The organism is Bradyrhizobium arachidis (assembly GCF_024758505.1).
Lineage (GTDB): Bacteria > Pseudomonadota > Alphaproteobacteria > Rhizobiales > Xanthobacteraceae > Bradyrhizobium > Bradyrhizobium manausense_C.
Window position 1 is genome coordinate 3449584 of sequence record NZ_CP077970.1, and the last position, 25393, is coordinate 3474976.

The following is a 25393-nucleotide window of genomic DNA, read 5'->3' on the forward strand; positions in this document are numbered from 1 at the left end:
TGTCTTTCCAGCCGTCACCCGCCGCGGTACTAATTGCACATGACGGAACAAACACTCCCGGTCGGCCCCGCCGACATCGATGCCGCAGCGCGCGTGATCGCGCCCTTCGCCATCCGCACGCCGCTATTGTCATTCCCCGTGCTCGACGAGCGCGTCGGCGCAAAAGTGTTCTTGAAGCCGGAGATGCTGCAGCGGACCGGCTCCTTCAAATTCCGCGGCGCCTTCAACAAGGTGGCGTCGATCCCGCAGGACAAGCGCAGGGGCGGCGTGGTCGCGTTTTCGTCCGGCAACCACGCCCAGGGCGTGGCGGCGGCCGCAAAACTCCTCGACATGCACGCGACCATCGTGATGCCGGCGGATGCGCCGCTCACCAAGCGCGAGCGGACAAAGTCCTATGGCGCCGAGGTCGTGCTCTACGATCGCGACCGCGAGGATCGCGAGGCGATCTCGCGCGGCATTGCCGAGAAGCGCGGCGCGACCCTGGTCAGGCCCTATGACGATCCCTTCGTCATCGCGGGGCAGGGCACGGCGGGGCGCGAGATCGCGGAGGACATGGCCGCGCGCGGCATTGCACCCGACATCGTGGTGGCGCCGGCTTCCGGCGGCGGCCTGATCGCGGGTGTCGCGACCGCCGTGAAGGCGCGCTATCCGCTGGCACAGCTCGTCGTCGCCGAGCCCGAGGCCTTCGACGATCACACCCTTTCGCTCGCCGTCGGCCATCGCGAGCCGCACGCGCCGGCCGGCCGCACCATCTGCGATGCGCTGATGGCGCTGATCCCGGGCGAGATGACGTTTGCCATCAACAGCAAGCTATTGTCGCGCGGCGTCACCGCGTCCGACAAGGAGGTCGGCGCGGCCGTGGCGTTTGCCTATCGCGAGCTGAAGCTGGTCGTGGAGCCCGGCGGCGCCGTCGGCCTCGCCGCGCTGCTCGCCGGCCGGCTCGATGTCGCCGGCAAGAACGTCGTCATCGTGCTCTCCGGCGGCAATGTCGATGCGGATCTCTTTGCAGAGCTCGTGGCCTGAAGCGGACTGACGTCATGCCCGGGCTTGTCCCGCCTGCGGGGCCGAAGCCCCTTCGGCGCGGCGAAGGCCCGGGCATCCACGTTCTTGGTTCTGCGAAAAGGTCGTGGATGGCCGGGCATAGGCGAGCGGAAGCGACGCCGTCCTTCGGACGGCTATGCCCGGCCATGACGATGTGGGAAGAGCTCGCGCGTTTCATGAAGCCTGAAATGTAGAAGGGGCGGAACGCTCGGCGTTCCGCCCCTTTGTCGTGTCTTGAAGCCGTGGATCAGTGCATGAAGCCGCCGCGGCGATTCATGCCGCCATTGTTGCCGCCATTGTTCTGCGGTGCCTGGTTCATCGACTGCTTGAAGTTGTTGTTCACGGTGACGTTGTTGATCCGGTTCGGTGTGTTGTTGAACTGCGGGCGGTTGTTGACCTGCACCGAGTTCGAGGGGTTGTTGTTCAGTTGCTTCACGATCCCGGTGTTGCCGGTGTTGACGCGGATCGGCGGCTGGCTCTGTCCGGTAGTCGCCGGACCATTGGTCTTCACGTCGATATTCTTGACGTCGACCTTCGTTCCGCCCTTGCCGACATTGGTCGGCGGCAGGGTCACGATCTTGCCCGGGTTGATGCCGGTGTTGCCAGTCGCAGTGTTGCCAGGCGTGGTGTTGCCGGCGGGCAGCGTCACGATCTTGCCGACGACACCGGTGTTGGACGGCGTGCCGGTCGTGGTGTTGGTCGGTGCCGGCAGCGTGACGACCTTGCCAGGAACCTGCGACGGCGTCTCGACCGGCTGCTTGGGCAGGTTGTTGCCGGCCGGCAGCGTCGTGACCTGACCACCATTCTGGCCGCCATTGCCGAGCTTGCCGATGACGTTGCTGTCGATCGGGATCGGCTTGTTCTGGCCGACCGGCAGGTTGCCATTGCCGAGCCCGCCACCCTGCTGAACGATCGGCAGGTACTTGTTCGGGCCGAGATTAGTGACCTTGAGCGGCGCGATGTTCTGCGGCGCAAGGAAGTGGGTCGCCTGCATCAGCGGGATTTCCTTCGGCTGCAACTGCAGCTTCAGGGCCGACTGGGCATAGGGGCTGTTGGAGTAGCTGTCGTAGAAGCTCTTGTAGGCGATCGGCGAGTTGGCAAGCACTGTCTTGTGCCAGGCGTTCGCGATCAGCAGGTTGGCGAGCAGCCAGCGGATGCGGTCGCACAGCGGGTCGTGCGGGTACATCTGGATGAACTCCTGATAGTACTGCGGCTGCCCCTCAGAGAGCACGTAGTCATAGGCTTGGCGGGCCGAGCGGCTTGGCAGGTTCGACGCCATCTGCACGACCGGGGCCTTGATCGGCGCGCGGTTGGCCGCAACCGCGGTGTCACCGAAGAAAGTGAAGTCGGAGGTTAGCGAGGAGCTCTCCCACGGCACCTGCGCGCCGTCGGTGGTCTGGTTCACTTCCAGGCGCACGCGCTTGAAGAGCTGCTCGATCGGCAGGTTCGGTTCACGCGCGATGTTGAGGAAGGCTTGCGTATAGGGGCTGTGGCCGCCCTGACCATCGAGCGCTTCAGAACCCGGCGCGGTGGAGTAACCGACGATGGAGCCGTTCGGCGCATCGACGATCGCAAGGCCACGGCCGGCATCGTTGACGCTCGGGAAGGGGTTGTTGCGGCAGGCGTCGAGAATGACGATGCGCATGCGGCTCGGGATCGTCTCCAGCGTCGACATCACGTCGACGAGACGAACCGAGTTGCTGACCAGCTCATTGGGGCTGGAGACCTTCGCATCGACAGGCACGAGATAGTTCTCGCCGGCGAGCTGCACGCCGTGACCGGCGTAGTAGACCATCGCCACCGTGTTGGTGCCGCGCGAGGCGACCTTGGCGGAGAAGTCCTGCACCACCCTCAGCATGTCGCTCTGCGTCAGGTCGGTCGCGGAGATCACCTCGAAGCCGGCGGAGTTGAGAAATTTTGCCATCGACTCGGCGTCGTTGTCGGGGTTCGCGAGTTGCGGCGCATTCCGGTAGTTCGAATTGCCGATCACCAGCGCCACGCGTTGCTCAGGGCTCTGCTGCGCGACCGGGATGGCCGGCGCGACGGGGGCGGCTTGCGCGGGGGCTACTTGCGCAAACGCCGGGTCGCAGGCGACGCCGACCAGGCTTCCCAGGACGCTGGCGGTCAACAGAAGGGATTTTAGGCGGAACATGGCGTGCTCCTTTGGCATTGGTCTCGATGCGAGATTGGTGGCCTGCACGCTAGAACGCGTTCGAGTTTTGGGACGTGATGTCAGTCACCATGGTACCATGCGTGATCTGGGTCACGCTGGAACCAGAGTATCGTCAGGAATCGATTGCCAACCGGGTCATGTTCGGGCGGCATTCATATCTCAGGAATCGCGTCCTTGTGCCCCGGACGCAGCGCGGCAACGCTCATGGCGTTGCAGCGCGTCCGGGACAAGAGAGGGGGCTGCTAGTTACATCCGTCATTGCGAGCGCAGCGAAGCAACCCAGGGTCTTTCCGCGGAGGGATTCTGGATTGCTTCGCTACGCTCGCAATGACGGCGTTTAAGCGGCGCGCACTCCTTACGAGAAGAACGCGATCTTCTCGACCTGGGTCATGCGGCGGATCGGCGCCAGCGGATCGTTGGCCGCAGTGCGCGGGGTCTTGAGCATGCCGCTGGCGAGGATGGTCGCGCCGAGCGAGGGCTCCGGGGCCGGCGCGGGCATGGGGACCGGTGAGGGCATCGGAAGCGACGTCACCTGCGCTACCACGGGCTCGGGACGCTCCATCACTGCGGTCGCGGCTTCGGCGATGGCTTCGCGCAATTGCGCGATCGTTTCGGCCATCCCGGCTGAAACGGGCTCCGCGACAACAGGCTCTGCTGCGAATGGCTCCGCGGCGATCGGCTCTGCTGCGGCCGGCTCCTCCGCGACGGGCTCTTCCGCGACCGGTGCCTGAACCTCTGCTGCAACGTCGCTGAACTCGCCAATGATCTCGTCGAACTCCGGATCGGGCGCGGCCATCTCCATCGCGATCGCCGCGAGAACGGCTTCGTCCTCGGCCTCTGCTGCGGCATCGAGCTGAGGTTCATCGATGACCTCGGCGAGTGCGGCAGGTTCAGCGACATCCACGTCGACAGCAATGGGGCTTTCCGCGACCTCGGCGATTTCAATCGCGCCGACGTTTTCGACGGCGGGGGCTTCCATCGTCTCGGCGACATCAGTTGCGGCGATCTCTGGCTCGGGCTCCACGGCGATTTCTTGCGCCGTCTCCGCAACGGCCGCAGGCGGTTCGCTCACCGCCATCTCCATCGCGATGTCCGCGGGCGGTGCTTCCGCAACGTCAGGCGCTTCCTGCGCCGGGGCGGGGGGAGGAGGTGCGGCCGGAGCCTGCCTGGCGGTGGCGCCGCCGCTGCCGGCCTGCTCGATCTGGTCCTTGAGCAGGTCGAAGGCGACCCTGAGCTCGACGCGCGGATCGATGGTGGTTACTTGCCCGCAGGCGCCCTCGATGGCCGCGAGCTGCGAATCAATCAGGTCGCAGATTCGGCCGTCGGCGCCGATCTCGCGCCAGCGCCAGGAGATCTCCTTGATGATCCGCACGCCCCGCTGGATCGGCCCCAGGCTCGCTTCGATCAAGCTCGGATCGAACGCTGCGCCTGCCAGAGTTTCGGCCTCACGCACGGCGCGGCGGATCGCGGCGAGCACCTCGGGCACGCGATCCTCGACGACCGGTTGACGCTGCGCCGCAAGGGTTTCCTCGATTTTGGCGACCGCGTCGAGCACCATCCTTGTGTCGGCGTTGCGGTTGCGCTTGGCGTATTCGCCGAGGAACCAGCGGCCGCGCGCGGTCTCCATAAAGGCTTCGCGGATCGCGTCGTAATCCTGCTCGTTCGGCTCGGCCGCACGGGCGGACATCGGCGAGAGGGCGAATGCTTCATTGGCCATGGCAATCTCGTCGCGCAAATCAGTGCGCGTTACTGTAACGATCACCACGATATCGACCGAATCGCAATTGAATTGATGCCGCCCGAATCACAAATCCCCACAGCATCTGCGTCGCAAGGCCGGCGATTCGCGATTCGGCTGGCGCTGTTCTACTCGACATCGTTCGGACTCCTCGGCACGCACCTGCCGTTCTTCCCGGTCTGGCTCAAGGCCGTCGGCATCGATCCCGGCTGGATCGGGATCATCTGCGCCGTGCCAGCGGTGACGCGCTTCACCTCGCTGCCCTTCGTGACCGCCGCGGCTGAACGCCGCCACGCGTTGCGCGCTGCCATGATCATCTCCGCCTTTGCCGCGGCACTCGGCTTCGCGCTGCTCGGCACGCAGCATCAGCCGATAGCGGTGCTGCTGCTCTATATCGTCACCTGCGGGTTCTGGACGCCGCTGATGCCGCTGACGGATGCCTATGCGCTGCGCGGCGTCGCCCGTTACGGACTCAGCTACGGCCCGCTGCGGCTGTGGGGATCGGTCGCCTTCATCGTCTGCGCGCTCGCTTGCGGGCTCGCGGTCGATGTGATCACGGCGCGCGCATTGATCTGGGTGATTGCATCGCTCGCGACGCTGTCGGCATTCACCGGTCTCCTGCTCCGGCCGCTCGACGATGTCAGGCGAAAGACCGCGGTGGTGCAGGGCGGCAAGCGCCTGCTGCGCGATGCGAACTTTGTTGCGATCATCGTTTCGGCGGCGCTGATCCAGTGCAGCCACGTCGCCTACTACACCTTCGCCTCGATCAACTGGCAGGCGCATGGTCTCAGCGGGCTGACGATCGCTGGACTCTGGGCGCTCGGCGTATTCGCCGAAATCATCGTGTTCGCGGTGTCGCCGCGGCTGTCGCTGCATCCGTGGCTGCTCGTGGTGATCGGTGGTGCCAGCGCGGTCGTGCGCTGGTCAGTCACGGCGAACGAGCCGCAGCTTGCCGTGCTCGCGATCGTTCAGCTCGGGCACGGCCTCACCTTCGGACTCACGCAGATCGGCGTCATGAACCTCCTGGTGCATCACGTGCCGTCGCACCAGATGGCGCGCGGGCAGGGCTATTACGCTGCTACCGCCGGCCTGTTGAGCTCGACGACGTCGATCATCTCGGGTGCGATCTACGCCCGCTATGGCGAGGGTCTCTACTACGTGATGGCCGCGATGGCCGGCACCGGCGCGCTGCTGATGTGGTCGATGCGGCACCGGCTGACCGCTCAGCCCCAGAGCGCGGCCTCCGGCGGATAGACCAGGCTGCCGTCGTAGCGCAGGGCGTTGTCGCGGTCGCGCTTGAGCAGCAGCGGGCCGTCGAGATCGACGAAGCGGGCCTGCGGAGTCAGCAGCATCGCAGGCGCCATCGATAGCGAGGTCGCCACCATGCAGCCGACCATGATCTCGAAGCCGAGCATCTGTGCCGCATCCGCCATTGCGAGCGCCTCGGTGAGGCCGCCGGTCTTGTCGAGCTTGATGTTCACGGCGTCGTAGCGGTCGCGCAAAGGCGCGAGCGAGGTGCGGTCGTGAACGCTCTCGTCGGCGCAGACGGCGAGCGGGCGCTTGATGCGGGCGAGCGCCGCATCCCGCCCGGCCGGCAGCGGCTGCTCGACCAGGGTGACGCCGGCTTGGGCGCAGGCGAACAGGTTCTGTTCGAGATTGGCGTCGGTCCAGGCCTCGTTGGCATCGACGATCAGCTCCGATTCGGGGGCGGCCTTGCGGACGGCTGCGATCCGTTCGGCATCGCCATCGCCGCCGAGCTTGATCTTGAGGAGCGCGCGCCGTGCCGCCTTGGCGGTCGCGGCCGCCATCGCCTCGGGGGTACCCAATGAGATGGTGTAGGCGGTGGTCCGCTCCCCCGGGACGGGACGGTCGAGCAGGTTCCAGGCACGCAACCCGGCCTGCTTGGCCTCAAGGTCGATCAGGGCGCAGTCCAGGGCGTTGCGGGCCGCGCCCGGCGGCATTGCTGCCTGGAGGGCCTGCCGGTTGAGGCCACTCGCAATCGCCCCCTGCATGGCCTCAATGGCCGCAAGCGCAGCTTCCGGGGTCTCGCCATAACGCGGATAGGGCACGCATTCGCCCCGGCCGATGAGGCCTGTGCGGCTGATCTCGGCCACGACGGTCACGGCCTCGGTCTTGGCGCCCCGGCTGATGGTAAAATGACCCGCGATGGGGAAGCGCTCGATTCGCGCAGTCAACATTGGAAGTTTGGGCGAAGTCATTTAAAACTCTGGCAATTTCGAACCGGTACGTTGCCTCGTGCAACTAACTATGACGGGTTGGGGATACCTTCTTCAAGGTAAGGGCGCGTGCGCAACCATCACTTTTCCGCTGCTTCATATGCCGCTTCAGGGGAGCGCGCATTTTGAGCGGCGATCCGAAACTCGAGCGGATTGCCAAGGGCAATGCGCTTGCATTGTGTGCGACCGGGGCCTGGACCGCGAGCTTCGCGCCCAGTCTCGAGCGCATCGTGGCGGATGCCGAAAAGCTCGCTGGCAGCCGGCAGAACATCTTCATCGACGTCTCCGAGGTTTCCAAGCTCGACACCTTCGGCGCCTGGCTGATCGAGCGGCTGCGCCGCAGCCTCACCCAAGGCAGCGTCGAGGCGCAGATCGCAGGTCTCTCGGCGAATTATTCCAGCCTCGTGGACGAGGTCCGGCGTGTGAAGGCCACGCCGGTGATCGACAGCAGCACGGTCACCATATCAGGCATGCTGGAGCAGATCGGCCGCGCGGTGGCGGGCGTTGCCGGCACGGTGACGAGCCTGGTCGACATGCTCGGCGCGGTGCTGGCCGCGGGCGGCCGCGTGCTGATCCATCCGCGCTCGTTCCGCCTGACCTCGACCGTGCATCACCTCGAACAGGTGTGCTGGCGCGCGGTGCCGATCGTCGTGCTCATCACCTTCCTGATCGGCTGCATCATCTCGCAGCAGGGCATATTCCACTTCCGCAAATTCGGCGCCGACATTTTTGTGGTCGACATGCTCGGTGTGCTGGTGCTGCGCGAGATCGGCGTGCTCCTGGTCGCCATCATGGTCGCGGGCCGCTCAGGCAGCGCCTACACTGCCGAGCTCGGCTCGATGAAGATGCGCGAGGAGATCGACGCGCTGCGCACCATGGGCTTTGACCCGATCGAGGTGCTGGTGCTGCCGCGCATGCTGGCGCTAGTGCTGGCCCTGCCGATCCTCGCCTTCCTCGGCGCGATGGCCGCGCTCTATGGCGGCGGGCTCGTCGCCTGGCTCTATGGCGGCGTCGATCCCGAGGCCTTCCTGCTCCGCCTGCGTGATGCGATCTCGATCGATCATTTCATCGTCGGCATCGTGAAGGCCCCGGTGATGGCGGCGGTGATCGGCATCGTCGCCTGCGTCGAGGGCCTCGCCGTGCAGGGCAGCGCGGAATCGCTCGGACAGCACACGACGTCCTCGGTGGTGAAGGGCATCTTCTTCGTCATCGTCATGGACGGCGTGTTCGCGATCTTCTTTGCGTCGATCGGAATGTGACGATGGCTGGCGAAATCCAAAATCCCATCATCCGCGTCCGCGACATCACCGTGCAGTTCGGTTCGACGCGCGTGCTCGACGGCCTCAACCTCGACGTCAAGCGCGGCGAGATCCTTGGTTTCGTCGGCCCGTCAGGCGCCGGCAAATCCGTGCTGACGCGCACCATCATCGGTCTGGTGCCGAAGGTTGCCGGCCGCATCGAAGTGTTCGGCGTCGACCTCGATGCATCTGACTCCTCGCAGCGCCGCGGCGTGGAGCGGCGCTGGGGCGTGCTGTTCCAGCAGGGCGCGCTGTTCTCCTCGCTCACCGTGCGGCAGAACATCCAGTTTCCGATGCGCGAATATCTCAACGTCACGCAGCGCCTGATGGACGAGATCACCATGGCCAAGCTCGCCATGGTCGGTCTCAAGCCGGAGGTTGCCGAGCGGTTTCCCTCGGAGCTGTCGGGCGGCATGATCAAGCGCGTGGCGCTGGCACGCGCGCTCGCGCTCGACCCCGATCTCGTCTTCCTGGACGAGCCGACCTCGGGCCTCGACCCGATCGGCGCGGGCGACTTCGACGAGCTGGTCAGGACCCTCCAGCGCACTTTGGGCCTGACCGTTTTCATGGTAACCCACGACCTCGACAGTCTCTACACAGCTTGCGACCGCATCGCCGTTTTAGGGAACGGTAAGATCATTGCTGCAGGGTCGATCGCCGACATGCAGGCCTCGCAGCATCCCTGGTTGAGGCAGTATTTCCATGGCAAGCGCGCCCGCGCGGTCATGAGCTGATGTAGCCGGAGCACCTGATGGAAACGCGGGCAAACTACGTGCTGATTGGATCGTTCACGCTGGCGGTGATCGCCGCGGCGATCGGCTTCGTGCTGTGGTTCCAGTCGCTCCACACCACCAAGCAGCGCAGCCCGCTGCGGGTCGTGTTCGAGGGGCCGGCGGCAGGCCTCCGCAACGGCGGCAGTGTCAACTTCAACGGTATCAGGGTAGGCGAAGTGGTCTCGGTGAAGCTGGACAATCCGCGTCGGGTTGTCGCGCTCGCCATGATCGAGAACAAGGCACCGATCCGCAAGGACACCCTGGTCGGCCTCGAATTCCAGGGCCTGACCGGCGTCGCCGCGATCTCGCTCAAGGGGGGCGAGGAGGCCGCACCGCCGCCGCCGCTGGACGAGGACGGCATCCCGATCCTCACCGCCGATCCGACCAAGCTTCAGGACGTCACCGAGGCGATCCGCGGCACGCTGCACAACATCAACAAGCTCGTCGCCGACAATCAGGAGTCGGTGAAGAACTCGCTGAAGAATCTCGAGACCTTCACGACGTCGCTGGCGCGCAATTCCGAGCGCATCGACGCCGTGATGGCCAAGGTCGACGGCGTGATCCTCAAGGCCGACAATCTCATGCTCGGCCTCAACACGCTCGCCGGCGGCAAGGACGGTGGCGAGCTGTTCCAGGCCGTGAAGTCGATCCGCGAGCTGGCCGACGATTTTGACAAGCGCTCGGGTGCGCTGATGGCCGACGGCCGTCGCACCCTCGGCGACATCAGCCGCGCCGTGAACAATTTTGACCGCAACCCGACCCGCGTGCTGTTCGGCGCGAGCAACAGCTCGCAACCGGCGGCCGCGCCGGCCGAGCCGCCGAAGCCGGCGCCCGCCGCCGCCAGCGGCAGGCGGCAATAGCGGTCGCACGCCTCACGGCCATTTCCTCGCGTTAGTCGAATGCAGCAACACCGCCATTGATTTTGGCGGTGACTGCACGCATGAGCCGCGCTGATCCCGCGCATCGCGAGCCCTCGCGATACGAAAGTATGGGGGGTGGCCGAGCCAAGGTAGGGGGAGGGGCTCGCAGCCGATCTCGGTTATATCGCGCGCAAGTCGCGCTCGAAGAAAGGCGCGTCGTTTCCACTCACAGGGAGGAAAGCGTGATACGCCTTTTGCTGCTGCTGCCGTTCATCGGCCTGATGATCGTGCCGTTCTACAATGTGAGGGAGCCCTATCTGTTCGGCTTCCCGTTCTTCTATTGGTATCAGCTCGCCTGGGTGCCGCTGACCTCGCTTCTGACTTTCATCGTCTACAGGAGCGTGCGTCATGCTGACTGACGTCGACAACGCCGCTTTCGCGGTCTTCATCGCGCTGTTCGTTCTCGTCACCGGGATGGGCTTCGTCGCAGCGCGCTGGCGCAAGCCGGAGACGCTCGCCCATCTCGACGAGTGGGGTCTCGGTGGTCGCAAGTTCGGAACGTGGATCACCTGGTTTCTGGTCGGCGGCGATTTCTACACCGCCTATACGGTGATCGCCGTCCCGGCGCTGGTCTATGCCGTCGGCGCCTACGGCTTCTTCGCGCTGCCCTACACGATCATCGTCTATCCCTTCGTGTTCGCGGTGATGCCGGTGCTGTGGAAGATCGCCAGGGACCGCGGTCACGTCACCGCCGGCGACGTGGTTCGCGGCAGCTACGGCTCGCGCGGCCTCGAGCTCGCGGTCGCAGCCACCGGCGTGCTCGCGACCATGCCCTACATCGCGCTGCAACTGATCGGCATGGAGGTGGCGATCAAGGCGCTCGGCCTGCATGGCGAGGTGCCGCTCGTCCTGGCGTTCCTGGTGCTCGCGCTCTACACCTATTCGTCGGGCTTGCGTGCGCCGGCCCTGATCGCCTTCGTCAAGGACATCATGATCTACATCGTGGTGATTGCCGCGATCGCGATCGTGCCGTCCAAGCTCGGCGGCTACGGCGCGATCTTCACGGCGGCGGATGCTGCATTCGCGGCCAAGGGTTCTGGCGGCGTGCTGCTGTCTCCGGCGCAGATCTTCCCCTATGCCTCGCTGGCGCTCGGGTCGGCGCTCGCCGCGTTCATGTATCCGCATACGCTGACCGGCATCTTCGCGTCTTCCGGCGGCAACACGATCCGCAAGAACGCGGTGCTGCTGCCGGCCTATACACTGCTGCTCGGCCTGCTCGCGCTGCTCGGCTACATGGGGCACGCGGCGGGGCTCAAGCTCGCCAGCAACAACGACGTGGTGCCGGCGTTGTTCAAGACGCTGTTTCCGAGCTGGTTCGCCGGCTTCGCCTTCGCCGCGATCGCGATCGGCGCCCTGGTGCCGGCCGCCGTCATGAGCATCGGCGCGGCCAATTTGTTCACCCGCAATTTCTGGAAGGTGTGGATCGATCCCGCCGTGACGCCGGCGGGCGAGGCCAAGGTCGCCAAGATCACCTCGATGCTGGTGAAGGTGGGCGCGCTGCTCGCGATCCTGCTGATGCCGACGCAGTTCGCGCTCGACCTGCAACTGCTCGGGGGGCTCTGGATCCTGCAGACCCTGCCGGCGCTGGTGTTCGGCCTCTACTTCAACTGGTTCTCCAGCACGCCATTGCTGATCGGTTGGGCCTGCGGCCTTGCGGGCGGATCGTGGCTCGCCTGGTCGGACGGTTTGAAGCCGCTGCACAGCATCGACTTCGGCGCCGGTCCGGTTGCGATCTATACCGGGCTCCTGGCGCTGGCGCTCAATATCGTCGTCGCGGTCGCCGTCAACCTGCTGCTCAAGGGCCTGCCCCAGGGCCGGCTGTCGCGCGAAGCTGCCTGATCGGCTAGCCGGGGATTGATCGAGGTCCGTCGGCCCGGGGTTCCCCGGACTTGATTGGGCCTCGATCGAGCTAAAAAAGGCTCAGTAGCTTCCGTTCCGGTAGAATCGGAACGGAAGCTCCTAGATTCTTGTTTTGACGCGTTTTCTTGACGCGAACCGGTGTCCACTTCGCTGGAAAACGCTCTAGTATCCGGCGCTCTCCGGCCCGGGGGATTATCCCAGGCCGGAGAGCCGGTCTCGGGTGAGGGATGTCTTGCAGGGGTGGTTCGTTCTCACGGTCGCAGCGGCCTATGTGACCGCGTTGTTCCTGATCGCCTGGTGGGGCGACAGGCGAAGCGTCGACGGTCCCCTGGTCTCGCCGGTGTCCTGGACGGCGGCGATCAGCTACTGCCTCACGCTCGCCGTCTACAACACATCCTGGAGTTTTTACGGATCGGTCGGGCGGGCCGCCACCACCGGGCTCGACTTCGTCACCATCTATGTCGGCCCGACATTGGTGCTGCTGTTCGGCCAGCGGCTGCTGGCCAAGGTGATCGTGATCGCCAAGGGCCAGAACGTCACCTCGATCTCGGACTTCATCGCCGCGCGCTACGGCAAGAGTCAGGCGCTGGCCGCGTTCGTGACGCTGGCTTCGCTGCTCGGCGTCCTGCCCTATATCGCGCTCCAGCTGAAAGCGGTGGGCAAGAGTTTTGACTATCTGATCCTGCAGCCGGAGCGGGCAAACGGCGAGAGCCTGCAGTTCTGGCAGGATTCGGCATTCGGCGTCGCCGCCTCGATGGCGCTCTTTGCGATCGTGTTCGGCGTCCGGCACGTTCATGCCAGCGAGCACCATCGCGGGCTGATGCTGGCGATCGCCTTCGAGAGCGTGGTCAAGCTGGTTGCATTCCTGGTCGTTGCGCTGTTCGTTTTGTTCGGCGTTTCCGGCGGGCCGGCCGGCCTGTTGGCGGAACTCCAGTCCGACCAGCAACTCGGACGTATCTTGACGTTCGATCCGTCGCAGCCGGTGTGGCCTTCGACGATCATCATCGCGGCGATCGCGTTCCTGTGCCTGCCGCAGGCGTTCCATGTCGCCGTTGTCGAGAACGAGACGCCCGCGCATACGCGCACCGCGGCCTGGCTCTATCCGGGCTATCTGCTGCTGTTCAGTCTGCTGATCCTGCCGATCGCGGCGGCCGGGCTCGCCAGGTTCGGGGCGATGATGGATCCCGACACCTACGTCATCTCGCTGCCGATCGCGTCGGGCGCCACGACCGTCAGCCTGATCGCGTTCCTCGGCGGGCTTTCGGCTGCGACTGGGATGGTCATCATGACCTCGGTGGCGCTGAGCACGATGCTTTGCAACGACGTCATCATGCCGCTTCTGCTGCGCTGGCAGTTTCTCGGACGGCGCACGCAGAGCTGGTCGGTCTCCTCGACCCTGGTGGCGGTGCGCCGGCTGTCGATCCTAGCCATCCTGCTGCTGGCCTATCTGATGCACCGGCTGGTCAATCAGGCCTATCCGCTCACCGTCATCGGCCTTTTGTCCTTCGTGGCGGTCGCGCAGTTCGGGCCGGCCTTCATCGGCGGATTGTACTGGCAGCGCGCCAGCAAGGTCGGCGCTTCCATGGGGATCGCCGCAGGCTTCTGCGTCTGGGCCTATACGCTGCTGTTGCCGTCGGCCGGACCGTTGTGGCCCGCGGTGGAGCGGATCGCGCACGACGGTCCGTGGCAGATCGCCTGGCTGAGGCCGAATGCGCTGTTCGGTCTCGACGGTTTTGACGCGATTTCGCACGCGACGCTCTGGAGTCTCGCCGCCAACATCGTCTGCTTCGTGGTGTTCTCCCTGCTCAGCAGGCAGACGACGGTCGAGCGCAACCAGGCTGCTGTGTTCGCCGAGGGCGCGGTCCACGATACGATCCCAAGACTGTCCTCGCGCGTGGTGGTGCGGCTCGAGGACCTTCGCGCGCTGGCGATGCGCTTCGTCGGGCTCGAGCGCGGCGCTGCGGCGTTCGACAGCTATGTCGCGACGCGCGCGGCCGGTCCCGGGCCGCGTCTCGACCAGTCCGGCCTGGTCGACCTCGACTCGATCCGGTTCACCGAAAACCTGCTGGCGGGCGCGATCGGCGCGGCCTCGGCGCGCGTGGTCATTGCCGCCTCGCTGGAAGGCCATTCATTGTCGCGCCGCGCGGCGATGGCGATGCTGGACGAGGCCTCCGAGGCGCTGCGCTTCAACCGCAGCCTGCTCCAGAGCACGCTCGAAAGCGTGCCGCAGGGCATCTGCGCGTTCGACGCCGACTTCAACATCACCGCCTGGAACGGACGCTTCATCGCGCTGTTGGACTTGCCGCCGGACCTCGTGCGGGTCGGCCTGCCGCTGGCGGAGCTGATCGCCTTCAATGTCGGGCGCGGCGAATATGCGGCCTCCGAATTCGCCGCACTGCTGGTCAATCGCGACGTCGCGGCGCAAATCTGGCCCTATGTCTATGAGCGCAAGCGGCCCGACGGCACCGTGCTCGAGATCGTTTATGACCGTGTTGCCGAAGGCGGCTTCGTATCGACCTACACCGACGTAACCGAGCGCCATCGGGCAGCCGAAGCGCTGCGCCGCGCCAACGAGGATCTCGAGCTGCGGGTTCGCGAACGCACCGAGGCGCTCGAACAGGCGAAGGCGGAGGCCGAGCAGGCCAATCTCGGCAAGACACGGTTCCTCGCCGCGGCCAGCCACGATCTGCTGCAGCCGCTGAATGCTGCGCGGCTGTTTCTCTCCGCGCTGGAGGAGGGCCTGCGCACTGTGCCCTCCGGCGCCGCGAAGGAGCGCACCCTGGCCGAGAGCGCGGTCACGGCGCTGCGCTCGACCGAGCACGTGCTCGATACGCTGCTCGACATCTCCTCCTACGATTCCGGCACCGTGCGCGCCGAGCCGGTCGACTTCCCGATCGCGGACCTTCTGGTGCAGTTGACGGTTGAGTTCTCCGCCATGGCGCGGGAGCGCGGGTTGGTCTTGCGCGTCGTCGACTGCGGGCTCATCGTGCGCAGCGATCCGCATCTGCTGCGCCGGATCCTCCAGAACCTGTTGTCGAACGCGCTGCGCTATACGCCGAAAGGGCGGATCCTGCTCGGCTGCCGCAGCCGCGGCGGCGCGCTGCGAATCGAGGTCTGGGACACCGGGGTCGGCATCGCCGAGAGCGATCACAAGCGCATCTTCGAGGAGTTCCAGCGGCTCGCGCCGGGAGCGGACAAGGGGTTGGGGCTCGGCCTTGCGATCGTCGAGCGCATTTCGCGCCTGCTCGGTCATGCCGTCGACCTGCGCTCGCGCCAGGGCCACGGCTCCTGCTTTGCCGTCGCGGTACCGCGAGCGCATGGGCGCGGAACGTCCCTGCAACGCAAGGCGATCGACGCGGCTGCGCAGGTCACGGAGCGACCGCTGACGATCCTGTGCCTGGACAACGACACGACGATCCTCGAGGGGCTGACGGCCTTGCTCACGGCCTGGGGGCATCGCACCGTGGTCGCTTCGGACATCACCGCGGCGATGCAGGCGGCAGCAAGCTGCCTGCCGGACGTCGTTCTGCTCGACTACCACCTCGACGGCGTCAGCAGCGGTCTGGATTTTCTCGACGATCTGCGGCAGACCACGGCCGGCGATATCCGCGCGCTGATCGTCACCGGCGATCGCAGCGAGCAGGTCCGCAAGGAGGCCAGGGTGCGGGGTTGCGAGATCCTGCACAAGCCGGTCAAGCCGGCCGCGCTGCGGCGATTTCTCGCCGGCGAGGCGCTGAGCCGGCAACTGGCCGCGAAACAGGTTACGGCATGACCACACGCATCGTGATTGGCGACGACCATCCGCTGGTGCAGGCGGCGCTCCGCAGCGCACTGTCGAGCGTGCTTGATGATCTCGACATCATCGCCTGCCAGTCGCTGGACGAGGCGCTGCAGGCGCTGACCGGGCGCTCGGAGGATGTCGATCTGATCCTGTGGGATCTGACCATGCCGGGCATCCAGGGCTTTGCCGCGCTGTTCATCCTGTCGGCGCAGTTTCCGACCGTGCCGGTTGCGATCATCTCGGCGCGGCAGGACGCGGCCACGATCCGCCGCGCCATTGCCTACGGCGCTTCCGGCTACATCCCGAAGTCGCTGAGCCTGCCGGAGATGGCGGACGCCGTCACGCGCATCCTTGCCGGTGAAATCTGGATGCCGCCGAATGTCGGCGGCCGCGGCTCGGTGCAGGGCGCCGACGTCGAACTCGGCGCACGCATGGCATCGCTCTCGCCCCAGCAATTGCGCATTCTGGCGATGATCGTCGAAGGCAAGCTCAACAAGCAGATTGCGGGCGAGCTCGACATCGCCGAGCAGACCGTGAAGGGCCACGTCTCGACCATCCTGCGCAAGCTCGGCGTCGGCTCACGCACCCAGGCTGCCGTGCTCGCGGAGCGTTTGGCGTTCGGACTTTGACCACGCAAAAACGAAAACGGAGGCCGCGAGGCCTCCGTTTCCTTTTTCGTTGCTGTTCGCTGCTTATCCCAGCCGTCCTGCCGCGTGGGCGAGCAGGGTGTAGACCAGGCCCGTCTCCGAGGTGAGGTGGCTGCGCAGCTCCTGCGGGCCGCGGCCGTCGCGGGCGACTTCGTCGAGCAGGCGTTCGAACTCCGCGACGTAGCGGTCGACGGTGCCCTTGAAGTTGCGGTCGGCGCGGTACTTGCGGGCGACCTCGTCAAAGGCCTTCTGGCCGGCAGGCGTATAGAGCCGCTTGGTGAAGGCCTTGTTCTCGCCGCGCTGGTAGCGATCCCACATCTCGGCGGCGAGGTTGCGGTCCATCAGCCGGCCGATGTCGAGCGACAGCGACTCCAGCGGATTGCCGCCGCCCTGCGGCGCCTGCGGCTGAGCTGGACGGCCGCGCGGTGCTTCACGGCCGTTCGGCGCGGTCTGGCCCGCGTCCGTCCGGCTCAAGAGGTCGGACAGCCAGCCGTCGCGGCCCTGGTCGTTGCCCGCGGGGGCGACCGGCGGTGCTTCCGTGCGGCGCGAGGCGGGCACGCCGAGGTCCGGCGGCGGCAGGGTCGAGGCGCTGCCGGTGTCGCGCATGCGCGTGTCGGTGCGAGTACCGGCAGTCGCCAGCATCGGCTCCTCCTGACGGGCGACCGAAGCGCGGCCCGTCGTGGAGACGTCGAGGCCGCGGCCGTGCTGGGCCACGATGCGGTTGAGCTCGGCGAGGGCCTCGATCTGGTCGACGATCACCTTGCGCATCTGCGCGGTGCTCTCGGCGGCCTCCTGCGGCATCTCGAGCACGCCGCGGCGCAGCTCATTGCGGGTGGCTTCGAGCTCGTTATGCATCTCGAACGCCATCTGCTTCATGCTGGACACGAGGTTGGCGAACTTCTCCGCCGACTGCTTGAACATCGCATCGGCTTCGTCGGTGGTCTGCCGATAGATGTCGTGCATGGCGTCGATGGTCTGGCGGTGCTCCTCTTCGGAGGCCGAGCGCACCGCCTCGAACTGGCGGGTGATCGCGGCCGATCCGGCGCCGGCGGTCTCGGCGACCACGCGAGCGATGTCGCGGGCGCGTTCCTCGGCGGCTCCGAGCGATTCATCGAGCAGCCCCGTGAAGCGCGACAGACGCTGGTCGAGATCGGCCGTGCGCAGGTCGATCGTGGTGACGAGCGATTCCAGCGCCTGCTTGCGTTCGGCGAGCGAGGCGGTGGTGTTCTTGTTGCTCTGTTCCACAACCTGGGCAGCGTCGACGAGCGCTTTGCCGTGCGCGTCGAACTGGGTCGAGAGCTGGCCGAGGTCTTCCAACGCCCTGGTGGTCTTGGCGTTGAAGACGTTGAGCTGATCTTCCAGCGTCTGAGTCGCCGCACCATTGCGCGAGGTGACGTCGTTCATGGCCGAGACGAAGTCGGCGACGCGGGTCACCAGCGCGCGCTCGAGCGAGTTGAGGTTGTCGTGCGCACCGGTCAGCACCTCCTGGAGGAGGATGTTGCCTTCGCGCAGACGCTCGAACAGGGCGACCGTGTCGGTGCGCAGGATCTTGCTGGTTTCCTGCATCTCGGTGACGGCCGCGATCGAGACCTGGCGCGACTGGTCGATTGCCGAGCGCGAGGCCTGCTCGAGGTCCTTGAGCGACTTGTTGACCGCGCCCGTCGCGATCTCGCTAGCCGAAGTGATGGTGCGGGCGACGTCGTTGCCGTTGCCCATCATCGACTGAGCGAACGCCTGACCACGCGTCTCGATCGACTTCAGCGCGTCGGAGGTGACGCGATCGATGTCGATGGTGAGCTGGCTGGTCTTCGAGCCGATCGCATCGACCAGCGCACCGCGCTTGGCGTCGATCATGTTCGACAGACGGTCGGCCTGCTGCTGGACGTAGGTGACGATCTCGTCGGTCTTGCCGGTCATGGCCTGGCCGAAGCTGCCGCTGGCGGCGAGCACCGAGCGTTCGACGTCCGCCGAGCTCGACTTGACCCGCGAGCTCGCCTCGTTCGAGGCGTTGATCAGCGCGTTCTGCGCATTGAGCGCGCTGGTCTGGATGTCGTTGGTCGCGTTCGTCGTCGCGGTGGAGAGCGCGCGCTCGATGTCGGTCGAGATCGCACGGATCTGGCTCGCCGTGTCGGCGGAGGTCGCGGTGAGCGAGGTCTGCGCCTCGCGTGCGCTGTTGAGGATCGTCGAGGCCGTGTCGGCACCGACCGCGGTCAGCGTGCGCTCGATATCGGAGGCGAGCGACTTGACGTGGTTGGCCGCTTCCGAGGACGCGGTGATCAGCGAGCCGTGGGCGTCGCGGACGCCCGCGGTGATGGACTCGATCGTCGCGCCGCTGGCTGACGACAGCGCACGATGCATCTCCGCCGCCAGCGACTTGACCTGCGTGGTCGAGTCGGCCGAGACCGCAAGCAGGGTGCTCTGCGCGTCGCGGGCGCTGGTGGTGATGGTCTCGGCGGTCGACAGGCCGGCCTGCGAGAGCGAGCGCTGCACTTCGGCCGTGAGCGACTTGACCTGGGCGGCCGCATCCGTCGACGCGGTGACCAGGGTGTTCTGCGCCTCGCGGGCACCGGCCGTGATGGTCTCGGCGGTGGCGGTGCCGGCGGTCGAGAGCGAACGTTGCACCTCGACTGCAAGCGACTTCACCTGTGTTGCCGCTTCGGTCGACGCATTGACCAGGGTGTTCTGCGCCTCGCGGGCGCCGGCCGTAATCGATTCGGCGGTAGCCGTGCCAGCCATCGACAGCGAGCGCTGCATGTCGGCCGACAGCGCCTTGATCTGGTTGGCGCTCTCGCTCGAGGCCGCAATCAGCGCGGTCTGGGCGTCGCGGGCGCCGGTGGTGATCGCCTCGGCGGTCGTGCTGCCGGCCATCGACAGCGAACGCTGCACGTCGGCGGTGAGCGTCTTGACGTGGTTGGCCGCGTCCGAGGAGGCGGTGACGAGCGTGGTCTGCACCTCGCGGGCACCGGCCAGGATCGAGGCTGCGGTTGCCGAGCCTGCCGCCGACAGCGTGCGTTCGACGTCGGCCGACAGCGCCTTGATCTGGTTGGAGGTCTCGCCGGAGGCGGAGACCAGGGTCGACTGCGCCTCGCGGGCGCTGGTCAGGATCGCGTTCGCGGCTCCCGTGCCGACCGCGGTCAGCGCGCGTTCGACGTCCGCCGAGGTCATCTTGAGCTGCGCATTGACGTCCGAGGAGACCGTCATCAGCGACTGCTGTGCGGTGCGCGCACCGGTCTGGATGGTCTCGCTGGTGTTGACCACGAGGTTGGTCAGCGAGCGCTCGGCGTCCTCGACATGCGAGCGGATCGTGGTGGAGATCATCTCGGCGCGCGACATCAGGTCGTCGCTGGCCTGGCGTCCGCTGCTCTCGATGCGGCCGGCGACGGCCTCGACCCGCGAACCGAGCAGGTCCTCGAACTGCGCCACGCGCACGTCGATGTCACTGGCGACCGAGCCGACCTTGGTCTCGATGGCCTGGTGGATATCCTGGAAGCGCGCCGTGACCGTGTCGGCGAGGTGCGTGCTGCGGGTGTCGATCGTGTCGGTAACGCTGGTGATGCGGCGGTCGACCGCCTCGATCGCCTGGGCGGTGCCGTCCGACAGGGTCGAGGTGAGGAGGGTGAGACGCGAGTCGACCGACTGCACGGCCTGGGCTGCCGTGTCGACCAGCGAGGTCGTCAGCACCGTCAGGCGCGAGTCGATCGAGTGGAGCGCGTCCGCGGCGCCACCGGTCAGCGACGTGGTCAGATGCGTCAGACGCGAGTCGATGGCCTGGAGCGCCTCGGCGGCGCCGCCCGTCAGCGACGTGGTCAGGTGCGTCAGGCGGGAGTCGACGGAGTGGATCGCCTGCGTTGCGCCGTCGGTCAGCGATGTCGTGAGGTGGGTGAGGCGGGAGTCGATCGACTGGATCGCCTGCGAGGCACCGTCGGTGAGCGAGGTGGCGAGCGTATTGAGACGGCCGTCGATGGTCTCCGTCACCGCCGTGGCGCGGGTGTCGAACGACTGCTCGAGCGCGGCGACGCGGCCGCCGAACTGCTCGTCGAAGAACTTGATGCGGCCCTCGACGGACGAGTCGAGCGTCGCGATCCTGGTGTTGAGCGAGGAGTCGAGGCTGGTGACGCGCTCGCCGAGCGTGGTCTCGAACTGCATCAGGCGCTGGTCGAGCGAGGCCGTGATCTCGCCGCCGTTCGAGGTGAGGCGGGTGTCGAAGGTGTCGACATAGGTCTTCAGCGTCTCGGCGATGTCCTGGGTCCGCTGGCCCATGCGGTCGACGATCTCGCCGCCGAAGGTCTTCACCGTGCGGTCGAACTCGGAGATGTGGCGCGTGATCAGCGCGCCGAGCGTGCCGGAATCGCGGGCGAACTTCTCCACCAGCTCGGAACCCTGGTTCCTGACCAGTTCGTCGAACGCGCTCATCTGCAGCGACAGCGAGTCGTGCGCGGTCTCGGTCTGGCTCACGACCTTGGCGACGAGGGTGTTGACCGTGGCGTCGAGCGCTTCGCTCGCTTTGTCGCCGCTTGTCATGATCTGGCCCGCCAGGCGGTTGCCGGCGTCGTCGATCTTGCTGGAGAGGTCGTTGGAGCGCAGCTCGAGCTCGAGCAGCAGCGAGTCCGAGGAGTTCTTCAGGGAGTCGTGGACCTGCTCAGTGCGTTCGGAGATGCCGTCGACGATCGCCGACGAACGCTGCTCGAATTCGCCGGTGATGCGGTCGATGCGCTCGTTCAGCATCTCGTGGACGCGGTCGGCGAGGTCGACGAACTCGTCGTGGACGTGGCCGGTCTTGAAGTTGAGGCTGGTCGTCAGCCGCTCGCTGGCGTCGAGCACGGCGCGTGTGGTCTCGGAACTGGCTTCCTCGAGGCGATCGAGCAGGTCGCCGCCGCGCTCGCCGAGCGCGAGGATCATGTTGTCGCCGGCGTTGCTGAGCGCCTGCGTGATGTGCGCGCCGCGCTCTTCCAGCGCGCCGGTGATGGACTTGGCGACCTCATCGACGCGGGAAGCGATGGCGTCGGAGATCAGCGCGATGTCGTGGCGGAGGTCGATCTGCACGCCGGAGATGGCGCTGCGCACCTGCTCGGCCTGGCCGACGAGGTTGTCGCGCTGATGCGCGATGTCCTGCAGCAGGGCGCGGATGCGCACCTCGTTGTCGCTATAGGCGCGCTCGAGCGCGGCGACTTCGTTGGCAACGAGCGTTTCGAGCTCGCCGGCGCGCGCGATCGCGCGCTCGATGCCGTCGCCCATCGCCGCGACCTCGCGGCGGATCGCCTGGCCGACGGTGACCATGGAATCGGAGGCCGAGCCTTCCGGCTCGGAGAAGCGGATCGCAACCTGCGACATCGCCTGCGCGATCATGCGCATTTCCTGGCCGCGCCAGACGAGGCTTGCCAGGAAGTAGAACAACATCACCGGCGCAAAGAACAGTGCGACGAGGCCGGCAAGCACCAGCACACCGCCGCTCTGGCCCATCGCCGACTGGATCGAGGGCAGGAAGCCGAACGTCAGCGCGGCACAGGCCGCGAGCCAGATGCCGGCGAACACGGTCGCGAAAGTATAGACGCTGCGGGCAGGGCGGCCCTTCTGCAATGCCTGGAGGATCTGGCCGATGGTCTCACGGTCGTCATTGGCGGCGCGGCGCGAGGTGCGCGGCTCCTCGATCGGCTCGAACACAGGCCGTTCGTTTGCGGCAGGGCGCGCCTCGAAGGTCGGCTCGTCGAAGACCGGCGGGGCGGGCGGCGCCACCGGGGGCGTCGTCTCGTTGCGCGCCGAGGCCACGCGGCTGGTATCCGCCGCGGTGTCGCTGATGTTCAGGGCTTCCTGGATTGCAGAAAGCGCGACTTCCGTGGGGTCTTTGACCTTCTTGGGAGTGTTCGCCATGTTCAGTTGAGCCCTCGTTACTAATACACGTCCCCCGCGAGCCTTGCCCCGTTGCAAGCCTACAGACCGGCGCATGCTGCTTGTGCGGATGCGAGCCGTCCCCACCCGGACGGCTTGTCCGCCAATTTCCGCAACATCCTATTGGCAGAGCGTCGCGAATGAAATGCCCGCGATTAAGACAATCTTAATCATCGTTAACAGGATTGGGGCGTAACGCCTTAGCAATAAATGAAATTCTCCACGGGACTCGCCGGATTGCGGCAACTTTTCGTCAATATGGCGGCGGAATTGGGTAAAATATGGATAACGTTCCGTTAACCATTTCCATGGTTGGGTTGACCCCACGCTCGCCGCCGGACCGGCGGTCCGAAATGCGATGCCGGGGCCCGCGCCATGATGCCTGAACTGCAACGGATGGACTGGATGCCCTCGCCGCCGCTTGCTCCGCTCGACAATCCCCTCGATCTCGACCATCTCGCGCGCATGACGCTCGGCGATGCCGCGCTGGAACACGAGGTGCTCGCAATGTTCGCCGAGCAGTCGACCCGGCTGATCGCGGCGATGGCGGCTCTGCCGGCGGATGCGTCAGCGCTCGCGCACAAGCTGAAGGGCTCGGCCCGCGGGATCGGCGCCTTCGCGGTGGCCGATGCCGCAGCAGGGCTCGAATGCGCGCTCCGGACCGGCGATCACCCGTCCCGTGCCTTCGCGGAGCTGAAGGAGGCGGTGGCCGAGGCGCAGGACGCGATCGAGACGATTTTGCGCCGGGCTTGAGCCGATCCCAAAATCCACCGTATTGCCGGGGCTTTGCGCACTAGCGCGCCGCCTATCGACCCGTTATAGGACAGCCCGGACCCTCCTCATTCCCAGCTTCCGGCAGCACGAGCGCACATGGCCAAAATTCACTATGTCGACCACAAGGGCGAAACCCGCACGGTAGAAGTCGAGAACGGCGCGACCGTGATGGAAGGCGCCATCCGCAACGCCATTCCCGGGATCGAGGCCGAATGCGGCGGCGCCTGCGCCTGCGCCACCTGCCACGTCTATGTCGACGAAGCCTGGCGCGAGAAGGTCGGCAGCCCGACGCCGATGGAGGAGGACATGCTCGATTTCGGCTTCGACGTGCGCCCGAGCTCGCGCCTGTCCTGCCAGATCAAGGTGTCCGACGACCTCGACGGGCTCGTGGTGTCGACACCGGAGCGGCAGGCCTAGAGCTTCCGTTCGGAAGCTCTGGATTCTTAGTTCTGACGCGTTTTCTTGACGCGAACCGGTGTCCACTTCGCTCGAAAACGCTTTGGTTTTTCTTACTCCTTCGGCGGCGCGACCTCGATGCCGCGCTTGTGCCAGGGTTTCAGTTTCTCCACGACTTCAGCCGTGAGCGGCGTCGGCCGCCGCGTCGCCTCGTCGATCATCACGCCCACCGACATCGCCGACGCGACGCATTTGCCTTCGGAAAACACCACCTGCTCGAAGGTGACCGAGGTCCGCCCCAGTTTCACGACGCCGAGCCCGAGCTCGATTTTCCCCGGCCAGTGCAGCTCGCTGCGGAAATGGATGTCGAGCCGCACCATGATCCACGCCAGCCCCGGTGGCGTAAGTCCGTATTCAGAGCTCTTCATCAGCGTGACGCGGCCGGTCTCGAAATAGGTGGCGTAGACCGCGTTGTTGACGTGCTGGTTGGGGTCGAGATCACCGAAGCGGACGTTGTCACTCAGCCGGTACGGAAAATCCTCCAGGCGCGGCGTCGAATCCAGGCGGCTTGGTGCATTCACCGATTGATCTCCCTCATTGTCCGCCCGTTACAGCCCAGTTATTCCGGCCCGACAAGTGGGCGGCGGGGAAGGCGGCTACCGCTTTTCTGCCTTCCCTGATCCGTTCCCGTTGGCTAGACAGATGGGGCCCTTCCTGCCCGCCGGGCCAACCGATCAAGACCGATAAAGAGACGACATGAGCGACGCGATCAAAACCGATGTGCTGATTATTGGCGCCGGCCCTTGCGGACTGTTCGCCGCCTTCGAGCTTGGCCTTCTCGACATGAAGGCGCACTTCGTCGACATCCTCGACAAGGTCGGCGGCCAATGCGCCGAGCTCTATCCGGAAAAGCCGATCTACGACATTCCCGGCATTCCGCATGTCTCGGGGCAGGGGCTCACGGACGCGCTGATGGAGCAGATCAAACCGTTCCACCCGACCTTCCATCTCGGCGAGATGGTCGAGACGGTGGAGAAGATCGGCGATCCCGGATTTCGCGTCACCACCGACGCGGGCAAGGTGTTCGAGTGCAAGGTCGTGGTGATCGCAGCCGGCGGCGGCTCGTTCCAGCCCAAGCGCCCGCCGGTGCCGGGCATCGAGGCCTATGAAGGCACCTCGGTGCACTATGCCGTGCGCAAGATGGAGACGTTCCGCGACAAGAACGTGCTGATCGTCGGCGGCGGCGATTCAGCGCTGGACTGGACGCTCAATCTGCATCCGCTCGCCAAGCGCATCACGCTCTTGCATCGCCGCGACGAATTCCGCGCCGCGCCTCACAGCGTCGAGCAGATGCGCGCGCTGGTCGCATCCGGCAAGATGGATCTCAGGCTCGGTCAGGTCACCGCGCTGTCCGGCGAGAGCGGCAAGCTCTCGGGCGCGACCGTCAAGGGCAACGACAACAGCATTGCCGAGATCGCCTGCGACGCCCTGCTGCCGTTCTTCGGCCTGACCATGAAGCTCGGCCCCGTCGCCAACTGGGGCATTGCGCTGGAGAACAATCTGGTGCCGGTGGAAACCAGCGCCTTCGAAACCAACGTGCCCGGCATCTTCGCCATCGGCGACATCAACACCTATCCCGGCAAGATCAAGCTGATCCTGTGCGGCTTCCACGAGGGCGCGCTGATGTCGCAAAAAGCCCACCGCTACGTCTATCCGGACAAGCGGCTCGTGTTCCAATACACGACCTCGTCGTCGAGTCTGCAAAAGAAGCTCGGAGTCAACTGACAGAGGGGCGCATACCCCCTGTTCGTGGCGCTGGAACCCTTCGCGAAATAGCCTTAGTCTGCGGCCATCCAGTCGTGGGTTAGC

17 protein-coding genes are annotated in these 25393 nt (G+C 66.1%); 12 read left to right on the forward strand and 5 right to left on the reverse strand.

Annotated elements, in window-relative coordinates:
* The first annotated feature begins 39 nt into the window (after positions 1 to 39).
* Complete coding sequence (locus KUF59_RS15500) at positions 40 to 1023, forward strand: threonine/serine dehydratase family protein (protein ID WP_212457552.1); 984 nt, start codon at positions 40 to 42, stop codon at positions 1021 to 1023.
* Between the two features lie 265 nt (positions 1024 to 1288).
* Here KUF59_RS15500 and KUF59_RS15505 read toward each other — a convergent pair whose 3' ends face one another.
* The gene (locus KUF59_RS15505) at positions 1289 to 3193 is read right to left on the reverse strand and encodes a caspase family protein (protein ID WP_212457551.1); all 1905 of its coding nucleotides are present in this window, start codon (positions 3191 to 3193) and stop codon (positions 1289 to 1291) included.
* A gap of 376 nt (positions 3194 to 3569) precedes the next feature.
* Positions 3570 to 4931, reverse strand: coding sequence for a hypothetical protein (locus KUF59_RS15510; RefSeq protein WP_212457550.1), 1362 nt, complete (start codon positions 4929 to 4931; stop codon positions 3570 to 3572).
* A gap of 75 nt (positions 4932 to 5006) precedes the next feature.
* Here KUF59_RS15510 and KUF59_RS15515 point away from each other — a divergent pair, with 75 nt between their 5' ends.
* On the forward strand, positions 5007 to 6206 hold the full coding sequence (locus KUF59_RS15515) for an MFS transporter (RefSeq protein WP_258769659.1): 1200 nt from the start codon (positions 5007 to 5009) through the stop codon (positions 6204 to 6206).
* Here the strand turns inward: KUF59_RS15515 and dgcA are convergent.
* The gene (dgcA, locus tag KUF59_RS15520) at positions 6176 to 7171 is read right to left on the reverse strand and encodes an N-acetyl-D-Glu racemase DgcA (RefSeq protein WP_212457548.1); all 996 of its coding nucleotides are present in this window, start codon (positions 7169 to 7171) and stop codon (positions 6176 to 6178) included. The two genes, KUF59_RS15515 and dgcA, sit on opposite strands and share 31 nt — an antisense overlap.
* A gap of 143 nt (positions 7172 to 7314) precedes the next feature.
* Between dgcA and KUF59_RS15525 the strand changes: the two genes are divergently transcribed.
* The 7 genes from KUF59_RS15525 (at position 7315) to KUF59_RS15555 (ending at position 16450) form a co-directional block, all read left to right on the forward strand.
* The gene (locus KUF59_RS15525) at positions 7315 to 8448 is read left to right on the forward strand and encodes an MlaE family ABC transporter permease (protein WP_212457547.1); all 1134 of its coding nucleotides are present in this window, start codon (positions 7315 to 7317) and stop codon (positions 8446 to 8448) included.
* Between the two features lie 2 nt (positions 8449 to 8450).
* Positions 8451 to 9221, forward strand: a complete 771-nt coding sequence (locus tag KUF59_RS15530) for an ABC transporter ATP-binding protein (RefSeq protein WP_212457546.1) — start codon at positions 8451 to 8453, stop codon at positions 9219 to 9221.
* Positions 9222 to 9238: 17 nt separating this feature from the next.
* Positions 9239 to 10120 (forward strand): MlaD family protein, encoded by an 882-nt coding sequence (locus tag KUF59_RS15535; RefSeq protein ID WP_212457545.1) that lies wholly within the window; start codon positions 9239 to 9241, stop codon positions 10118 to 10120.
* Between the two features lie 281 nt (positions 10121 to 10401).
* Positions 10402 to 10539, forward strand: coding sequence for a DUF3311 domain-containing protein (locus KUF59_RS15540; protein WP_249140237.1), 138 nt, complete (start codon positions 10402 to 10404; stop codon positions 10537 to 10539).
* A complete protein-coding gene (gene mctP / locus KUF59_RS15545) occupies positions 10529 to 12019 on the forward strand; it encodes a monocarboxylate uptake permease MctP (protein ID WP_212457543.1) in 1491 nt (496 codons plus the stop codon). Before KUF59_RS15540 ends, mctP begins: the two co-directional genes overlap by 11 nt.
* Positions 12020 to 12260: 241 nt before the next feature.
* A complete protein-coding gene (locus KUF59_RS15550) occupies positions 12261 to 15812 on the forward strand; it encodes a hybrid sensor histidine kinase/response regulator (RefSeq protein WP_408918096.1) in 3552 nt (1183 codons plus the stop codon).
* Positions 15809 to 16450: a response regulator transcription factor gene (locus KUF59_RS15555; RefSeq protein ID WP_212457541.1), complete on the forward strand. Its 642-nt coding sequence runs from the start codon at positions 15809 to 15811 to the stop codon at positions 16448 to 16450. The genes KUF59_RS15550 and KUF59_RS15555 overlap by 4 nt, the downstream gene beginning before the upstream one ends.
* Positions 16451 to 16513: 63 nt before the next feature.
* Here the strand turns inward: KUF59_RS15555 and KUF59_RS15560 are convergent, their stop codons facing one another.
* Positions 16514 to 22336 (reverse strand): apolipoprotein A-IV repeat region-like domain-containing protein, encoded by a 5823-nt coding sequence (locus KUF59_RS15560; protein ID WP_212457540.1) that lies wholly within the window; start codon positions 22334 to 22336, stop codon positions 16514 to 16516.
* A gap of 393 nt (positions 22337 to 22729) precedes the next feature.
* Here KUF59_RS15560 and KUF59_RS15565 point away from each other — a divergent pair, with 393 nt between their 5' ends.
* Together KUF59_RS15565 and KUF59_RS15570 are read left to right on the forward strand one after the other, a co-directional pair.
* A complete protein-coding gene (locus tag KUF59_RS15565; RefSeq protein ID WP_212457539.1) occupies positions 22730 to 23107 on the forward strand; it encodes an Hpt domain-containing protein in 378 nt (125 codons plus the stop codon).
* 117 nt (positions 23108 to 23224) lie between these two features.
* A complete protein-coding gene (locus tag KUF59_RS15570; RefSeq protein ID WP_212457538.1) occupies positions 23225 to 23545 on the forward strand; it encodes a 2Fe-2S iron-sulfur cluster-binding protein in 321 nt (106 codons plus the stop codon).
* Positions 23546 to 23637: 92 nt separating this feature from the next.
* Here the strand turns inward: KUF59_RS15570 and KUF59_RS15575 are convergent, their stop codons facing one another.
* Positions 23638 to 24105, reverse strand: coding sequence for an acyl-CoA thioesterase (locus KUF59_RS15575; protein ID WP_212457537.1), 468 nt, complete (start codon positions 24103 to 24105; stop codon positions 23638 to 23640).
* Positions 24106 to 24280: 175 nt separating this feature from the next.
* On the opposite strand from KUF59_RS15575, the gene KUF59_RS15580 reads away from it, so the two are divergent.
* A complete protein-coding gene (locus KUF59_RS15580; RefSeq protein WP_212457536.1) occupies positions 24281 to 25309 on the forward strand; it encodes an NAD(P)/FAD-dependent oxidoreductase in 1029 nt (342 codons plus the stop codon).
* Positions 25310 to 25393 lie beyond the last annotated feature (84 nt).

Excerpts from the sequence above, each read along its gene's own strand:
- KUF59_RS15500 (WP_212457552.1), top strand. The coding sequence starts at position 40 with ATGACGGAACAAACACTCCCGGTCGGCCCCGCCGACATCGATGCCGCA.
- KUF59_RS15505 (WP_212457551.1), bottom strand. The coding sequence starts at position 3,193 with ATGTTCCGCCTAAAATCCCTTCTGTTGACCGCCAGCGTCCTGGGAAGC.
- KUF59_RS15510 (WP_212457550.1), bottom strand. The coding sequence starts at position 4,931 with ATGGCCAATGAAGCATTCGCCCTCTCGCCGATGTCCGCCCGTGCGGCC.
- KUF59_RS15515 (WP_258769659.1), top strand. The coding sequence starts at position 5,007 with ATGCCGCCCGAATCACAAATCCCCACAGCATCTGCGTCGCAAGGCCGG.
- dgcA (WP_212457548.1), bottom strand. The coding sequence starts at position 7,171 with ATGACTTCGCCCAAACTTCCAATGTTGACTGCGCGAATCGAGCGCTTC.
- KUF59_RS15530 (WP_212457546.1), top strand. The coding sequence starts at position 8,451 with ATGGCTGGCGAAATCCAAAATCCCATCATCCGCGTCCGCGACATCACC.
- KUF59_RS15535 (WP_212457545.1), top strand. The coding sequence starts at position 9,239 with ATGGAAACGCGGGCAAACTACGTGCTGATTGGATCGTTCACGCTGGCG.
- KUF59_RS15540 (WP_249140237.1), top strand. The coding sequence starts at position 10,402 with ATGATCGTGCCGTTCTACAATGTGAGGGAGCCCTATCTGTTCGGCTTC.
- mctP (WP_212457543.1), top strand. The coding sequence starts at position 10,529 with ATGCTGACTGACGTCGACAACGCCGCTTTCGCGGTCTTCATCGCGCTG.
- KUF59_RS15555 (WP_212457541.1), top strand. The coding sequence starts at position 15,809 with ATGACCACACGCATCGTGATTGGCGACGACCATCCGCTGGTGCAGGCG.
- KUF59_RS15560 (WP_212457540.1), bottom strand. The coding sequence starts at position 22,336 with ATGGCGAACACTCCCAAGAAGGTCAAAGACCCCACGGAAGTCGCGCTT.
- KUF59_RS15565 (WP_212457539.1), top strand. The coding sequence starts at position 22,730 with ATGATGCCTGAACTGCAACGGATGGACTGGATGCCCTCGCCGCCGCTT.
- KUF59_RS15570 (WP_212457538.1), top strand. The coding sequence starts at position 23,225 with ATGGCCAAAATTCACTATGTCGACCACAAGGGCGAAACCCGCACGGTA.
- KUF59_RS15580 (WP_212457536.1), top strand. The coding sequence starts at position 24,281 with ATGAGCGACGCGATCAAAACCGATGTGCTGATTATTGGCGCCGGCCCT.